Source organism: Planktosalinus sp., from assembly GCF_059864935.1.
The window spans coordinates 1-6,431 of the sequence record NZ_JCBCCK010000105.1 but is presented as its reverse complement, the minus strand read 5'-3'; the positions used below and the strand labels follow the sequence as shown (position 1 = coordinate 6,431).

Here is a 6,431-nt window from a genome sequence, read left to right as displayed (position 1 = left end):
TAAGTAGCACACGCTTTAGCCAATCACGGTCAACAACGCATGAGTGCAGGCCAGCTCCAACAGTTGGGAGCTGTTGCCGGAAACATTGCCTTGGCCAACGACCCGGAATATCAAAACCTTTTTAATACGGCTTATGGTGTGGGGACTACTGTGGGTGTGATGTTGCCTTTTAGCAGAAATCACGAAACCGAAGCAGACCGTATCGGGATGATCCTAATGGCGATTGCCGGTTATGAGCCTGCTGAAACAGCTGAACTCTGGAAGAGAATGCAACAACAAGCCGGTGGTGCGCCACCTGAGTTTTTAAGTACACACCCTTCCAGTGATACCCGCATCAGAAATATAATGTCATGGGTGGAAGAATCAAAAGCAGAGGCCAGAAAACATGGTGTGACTACTTTTAAAAAGTAATGACCCCTTAACTTCAAAACATAAAATATTTTATACTTTAGAAGCTGCTTTAAAAAGCAGCTTTTTTTTATTGAATATTATGAGAAACCATTACGAAAAGGGAAACAAAAAACTATTGTTTGCCTGGGCCTTTTACGACTGGGCCAACTCGGTTTACAGCCTGGTAATTGCTTCGGCCATTTTCCCGATTTATTATCTGGCGCTTTTTGAACTATCAGAAACTGAAACGGTAGTGGTTTTTGGTGGCGAAATAAGAAGTACACCGCTCCTCAGTTATGTAACGGCTGCCGCTTTTCTTGTTGTGGCGTTAATGTCGCCTTTGCTCTCCGGAATCGCCGATTTTGTGGGCAACAAGAAAAAATTCATGCAGTTTTTTTGCTATCTGGGCAGCTTGTCCTGTATTGGGTTGTTTTGGTTTGACCTGGAGGCCATCTACTTCAGTTTGTCGTGTTATTTTTTAGCTTTGATTGGCTTTTGGGGCAGTCTGGTGTTTTATAATTCCTATCTGCCGGATATAGCTTATAAAGAACAGCAGGACAAAGTGAGTGCAAGAGGGTTTTCATTGGGATATACTGGAAGTGTATTCTTGTTGATATTTAATTTGGCGATGGTCATGAAACCCGGGTTTTTTGGACTTGGTGAAGGAGGCGAAGCTTCTTTATTGGCTATGAAAATTTCCTTCGTCACTGTAGGCTTGTGGTGGGCGTTATTCAGTCAGTACACTTTCTATTACTTGCCTGTTGGCCCGAAAAGTAACAACCGAGTGACTCGAAACGTGCTTTTAAACGGGTTCAGGGAATTGCAAACAGTACAGCGTTCACTACTTGAAAACATTCACTTAAAGCGCTATTTGTCTGCCTTTTTTGTGTACAGTATGGCTGTGCAAACCGTGATGCTTGTCGCTACATATTTTGGGGAACAGGAAATAAACTGGGCAGATTCAAGCGAAAAAACCATGGGATTGATTGTAAGTATTCTTATCATACAGTTGGTTGCTGTAGTGGGAGCTGAGCTTACCTCACGAGCATCAGGAAAATTTGGCAATATCCCCACTTTAATTGTTGTTAACAGTATTTGGCTGTGTATTTGTGTGGTGGCCTATACAATCACAGAGCCCATTCACTTTTATGTCACGGCAGGGGTTGTTGGGTTGGTTATGGGCGGCATCCAGTCACTGTCGCGCTCCACATATTCTAAATTTATTCCGCCCACAAAAGACACTACATCCTATTTCAGTTTCTTTGATGTGACCGAAAAGATTGGTATTGTTATCGGGATGTTGTTGTATGGTTTTATCGACCAGATTACCGGGAGTATGCGAAACTCGGTGTTGTTTTTAGTCGTATTTTTCTTTATCGGAATCGTACTGCTTTTAAGGGTTCCAAAAAGACATTTACACTAAGTTTCATCAACACGATAATGCAATTTTTTGAAAAAAAAGAAGTTGTTATATATTATTGCTTTCAAATTAATATTTTTAATTAAGTTTGCCAAGCAACCACTTTTTTAAGAAATCTACTTATGAAATTTAGACCATTACTTGCATTACTACTGATAATAGCGTTTGTTTCTTGTGATAATGAGCCCCTTGAGGGCGACTTTGTTGTTGATGATCCATCATTGCTTATTCCTTCGTTTAAGGCCGAGTTTGAAGATTTTTCCTTTATTGGTGAATTTTACAGTGCCGAAACGCTACAGGGTGTAACTACCATCACGGGAATCAGAAGTAACGGAGACATCATCACCTTAAATTTAAATGGAGCAGGAACAGGCTCATTTGATATGGTCACTCAGGGATTTGCCACATTTGGCATAAGCCAGGATCCATTTGCTTTCAACTCCAAAAATCAGGGTGGCTCCGGTCAGGTTACTGTAACACAATATAGCTCAGAGCTTGAGATTATCTCCGGAACATTCTTTTTTACTGCTACCAAGCCTATACTTGATGCTAATGGACAACCCATTTTGGACGGTAACGGCAATCCAACATTTGATGTTGTTGTGGTATCAGAAGGTGAGTTCAAGAACATCCCATTGGTTAGTGATGGCAGTACCGGGGGAGGGGATACCGGTGAGTTTTTTGCCGAAGTGGATGGAATTCCTTTTGTAGCCGGAGATGAAACCGCAGGAGCAACTTATATTGAATCAACCAACACACTTGTTATTGTTGGTGTAAATAACAACAGGACAATTCAAATAAGTATTGTTGATCCTGAGCCCGGAACCTATGATTTAGGGGCTAATTCAACAGCAGAATCCTATGCTTTATATAAAATTGATGGTCAGAATCCTTATACCACTTTATTGTCTGAAGGAGGTTCAGGAACTGTTACAATTACAAATTTAGATTTTGAAAACAATGAAGTTTCAGGAACTTTCTCATTTGTTGCAGGAAGGGATGAAGGCAACCAAACCGTTACAGTTGCCAATGGTTATTTCAACAATATAACTATATCAGCCGGAGTGCCCGGCGGCGATGATAATTTCTTGAATGCATTTGTTGACGGAATTGCTTTTTCTGCAGATAATATCACAATCTCAACAACTGATATCATTACTATACATGGAATCAAAACATCTACAGGTGAAGCCATTTCCTTCAATTTTCCTGCAGATACTGCACCCGGAACATACAATTTCACTTTCAACGGCACCATAAAAGCCGAATATTATGATGGAGATGTAAGTTATGGTTCAAATAACGGATTGCTGGTAATTATGGAAAATTCGGGGACCTTATTAAGGTTTGCTTTCAATTTCCAGGCTGCATTGGAAGCCGGAGGTGATATTGTTCATACCATTTCGCAAGGGCAGTTTCAATATAAATTTTAGCCTTACTGATAGAATCAAAATATAAAAGCCGCTCAAATAGCGGCTTTTATATTTTATGGAATTGAACGATTAGTTGGCAGACCTGATCCTTCCGGAGCCGGCTACTTTAGTATCAATTTTATCGGGTTTTCCTCTGTAGTTAACATTTCCTGAACCGCTCACTCTTACCTTTAAATCACCTGTGCAGTTGACGTTGTAGTCTCCTGACCCTGCAATGGTAATGTTTGCGTTCTCGGCTTCCAGACGATAGGCGTCCACACTTCCTGAGCCTGCAATACTTCCTTTTAAATGAGAAGTGACTCCGTTAAGGATAATGTCACCGGAGCCTGCAACCGTTGCTTCCAAATCGGTGCTTTGCACATTTAATTTAATATTGCCGGAGCCTGCCAGTTTTACTGTAAGCGCATCCGTTTTAAGATTAAATGCATTTTTAATTTCACCGGAACCCGCCAGGGCAACTTTACTTATTTTTTCAACCGGCACAGTAATTTCAATTTTTATTCCTCTACTGGGCTTTAGATTAACGCGGTCTTCGGGCTTAATATGTAAGTTTACACCCTTCACTTCAACGACTATTTCTTCGAGAAGGTTAGATTCACCCTTTAAAGTAATATTGCCTTCTTTTCCCTCAATAATAGTGACATAAAAATTACCGGCCACTGAAATACCGTCATAGTCTGAGGTTTGAATTGTGGTTGTAGTCAGGTTGCCGTTACCATTTATTGTATTTGAACCCCATTGGGCATTGATGTTGGTAAAGCATAGTAAAAGCGTAGCTGATAATAGTAATTTGAATTTTTGCATAACTGTTCGTGTTTAATTGATGATTGGATGAATGTTTATTTTTTCTGAATTCTCACGTTTCCGTAATCGGAAGTGATTTTGATGTTTTTCCCGGAATTTTTCTTGCCGTAATAGCCTTCATATTCACTGCGGGTGTTGTGAATACTTCTTAATGTAAATTCAATGTCGTCAGCACCCCTTAAATTGGCATAGGCCAGTTTTGTTGATAAATCAAATGAAGCACTATTGCTGTAGCCTATATCAATATTTGTATATCTGGCAGCTATAAATACGTTTGTGAAGTTTTTCTCCAGTAGATCTATGGTTATTTTTCCGTAGGTTGAATTCATATCAAAATTATTGGTTATAGAGCCAAAGCTGCTGGTGACATAACGTGTTTTTCCTTTGAAATTTTTAGCCTTGCCCACGGTCAACCTTCCATAAGAGCCTTCAAACTCCAGTGCTGATGTGATTTCCTTAAATTCTGAACGGGTGTAGTTTCCTTTAAAGCTTACATTATCACCTTCATTAATCACAAATTCAGAATAATCAGCATTGATGTTTACGTTTTTAACTTTTCCAATGGTAGCATTGGTTGTATAGTCAAAATTCAGGGTATTGCTACTGCCTAGAAGTTCTCCTAAAATGAATGTGCCATAATTACACGTGATTTTAGCATCGCCATTAAGTTTGTTCAGGTTGATGGCCCCGTAGTCATTTCTCAAATCCAGGCTGTTTGCTGCCGGCATTTTCACCGAATAGTTGATTTTCATATTGACGTTTCCGGAACGGTTGCCGAAAATACTCCAATTACTTTTGGAAGAACCGATTTTGGTCTGTGCTGTTACCTGTGACTTGTTACCGCTAAATTCTACGGTAATTTCATCCAGACGACGTTGCACCTCCTGCTCGTTGTTGCCGTTTGTTGTTATGACTACGGTAATTTCAATTTTATTTTGGTTCCAGGTGGTTATGTCCACATTCCCAAAACGGTTTTCAATTTTCAGTTGTGCGTTTTTGCTAACGTCAAAACTCCTTTCTATTTTCTTTTCCTTGGTGTGTTTACCGTTCATTGGGTCGTTCAATGCCAGCATCAGTCCGGGTAGGAGTGCGATAATTAATAGTAGTTTAAATTGTGGTTTCATCTGTATATAATATTTGTTAATAAGGAAGATGGAATGCCCGTAAATAGATCTTCAATTAAATTATATTTTTTCAACGGGCATTTCATGGCTCTTTAGTTTAAGTTCTTTTAATTGTTCAATCTGCTCCAGCACCTGTTGTAAAAGTTCTATTCTGCTTTGAAAGTTTTGAATCATTGCATAGATCACCCGTTCATCATTTCCGCTTTTTATTAGGTCTTTTTTGAGCTTTTCGTAGTCGTTTTCCAGAAATTCCATTTGTCTTAGGGCATCTTCAACCAGAACAAGTGTTTCAGGTGATTTTTCACGTTTCAGGTTTTCAAGTTCCCTTTGTATGGTGGAAGTGAAAAAATGTTGTGTTTGGGCAAACTCTGGCGAGATGCTTGCCAGGTCACCTTTGGGCGACTGCTCGTTCAGGAATGGAAAGCTAATCGCAATAATAATCAGAAAAGATGCTGCAATGGCAAGGGGTTTCCAAAATATCAGTCGCTTGACTTGTTGTTTGTTTTGCTCCTGTAGTTTCTGCATAAAGCGCAGTTGGTGTCCTTCTTTAGGTTCCGCATAATCAACCTCTTCGTTTTTGAAGAGTGTTTTCAAGTGGTTTTCCAGATGATCGTTTTTCATGATTTTTTATTTTTTCGCGTAAGCGTACTTATTGTAATTTTTTTTCAAACATTTTTTTTCTCAGGCTTTCTTTGGCCCTGGATACAAGCGTCCTGCTGTTGGCATAACTGATATCCAGTATTTCAGCAATTTCTTCATAATCATAGCCTTCAATAAAGTGAAGGTTGAGTGCTGTGCTGTAACTGGATTTCAGTGTTTTAAACGTTTCCAGTACTTCGTGTGCCTTTAAATGAACGTAATTCTCACTGTTGTCGTCCTCCTCATCCGGCACTTTGGTGAGCTTAAATTCCTCGATATCTTCGTGATACACTTGTTTTCTAAATTTAGTAATGCTTTGGTTGACCACAATTCGTTTGAGCCAGGCCCCAAAATTGGCTTCGCCTTTAAACGTATGCAGTTTGGTAAAAGCGGTTAAAAAGGCTTCCTGCATAATGTCTTCGGCTTCATCGGTTTGCTTGACAATGCGCAAAGCGGTATTGTACATGGCCTTGTAATAGCGGTTGTACACTTCCATTTGCGCCAGGCTGTTGCCTTTCAAACAGAGCACGACTAAATCATCAATATGTTTTTCGGTTAGTGTCAAAAAAAACGTTAGTTTGTATTAAAGATAGTTTAAAACCCAAATTGTTACACTTTTGA

General features: G+C 39.6%; 6 protein-coding genes and 1 pseudogene. 3 read left to right on the top strand and 4 right to left on the bottom strand.

Annotated elements, in window-relative coordinates; translation table 11 throughout:
- The 3 genes and pseudogenes from AC6F75_RS04585 to AC6F75_RS04575 form a co-directional block, all read left to right on the top strand.
- A pseudogene (locus tag AC6F75_RS04585) lies at positions 1-411 on the top strand (M48 family metallopeptidase); the annotation flags it as partial.
- 79 nt (positions 412-490) lie between these two features.
- On the top strand, positions 491-1,813 hold the full coding sequence (locus AC6F75_RS04580; RefSeq protein WP_500713768.1) for an MFS transporter: 1,323 nt from the start codon (positions 491-493) through the stop codon (positions 1,811-1,813).
- A gap of 119 nt (positions 1,814-1,932) precedes the next feature.
- Positions 1,933-3,243: a DUF6252 domain-containing protein gene (locus AC6F75_RS04575; protein ID WP_500713767.1), complete on the top strand. Its 1,311-nt coding sequence runs from the start codon at positions 1,933-1,935 to the stop codon at positions 3,241-3,243.
- 69 nt (positions 3,244-3,312) lie between these two features.
- Here AC6F75_RS04575 and AC6F75_RS04570 read toward each other — a convergent pair whose 3' ends face one another.
- Genes AC6F75_RS04570 through AC6F75_RS04555 form a run of 4 tightly spaced genes read right to left on the bottom strand, consistent with a single transcriptional unit; the run spans position 3,313 to position 6,375 of the window.
- Positions 3,313-4,047 carry a GIN domain-containing protein gene (locus AC6F75_RS04570; RefSeq protein WP_500713766.1) on the bottom strand — a complete coding sequence of 245 codons (735 nt, stop codon included), beginning with the start codon at positions 4,045-4,047 and terminating at the stop codon, positions 3,313-3,315.
- A 35-nt stretch (positions 4,048-4,082) separates the two neighbouring features.
- Positions 4,083-5,171: a hypothetical protein gene (locus AC6F75_RS04565; RefSeq protein ID WP_500713765.1), complete on the bottom strand. Its 1,089-nt coding sequence runs from the start codon at positions 5,169-5,171 to the stop codon at positions 4,083-4,085.
- 60 nt (positions 5,172-5,231) lie between these two features.
- Complete coding sequence (locus tag AC6F75_RS04560) at positions 5,232-5,792, bottom strand: hypothetical protein (protein WP_500713764.1); 561 nt, start codon at positions 5,790-5,792, stop codon at positions 5,232-5,234.
- 28 nt (positions 5,793-5,820) lie between these two features.
- Positions 5,821-6,375 carry a sigma-70 family RNA polymerase sigma factor gene (locus AC6F75_RS04555; protein WP_500713763.1) on the bottom strand — a complete coding sequence of 185 codons (555 nt, stop codon included), beginning with the start codon at positions 6,373-6,375 and terminating at the stop codon, positions 5,821-5,823.
- Positions 6,376-6,431: the final 56 nt, after the last annotated feature.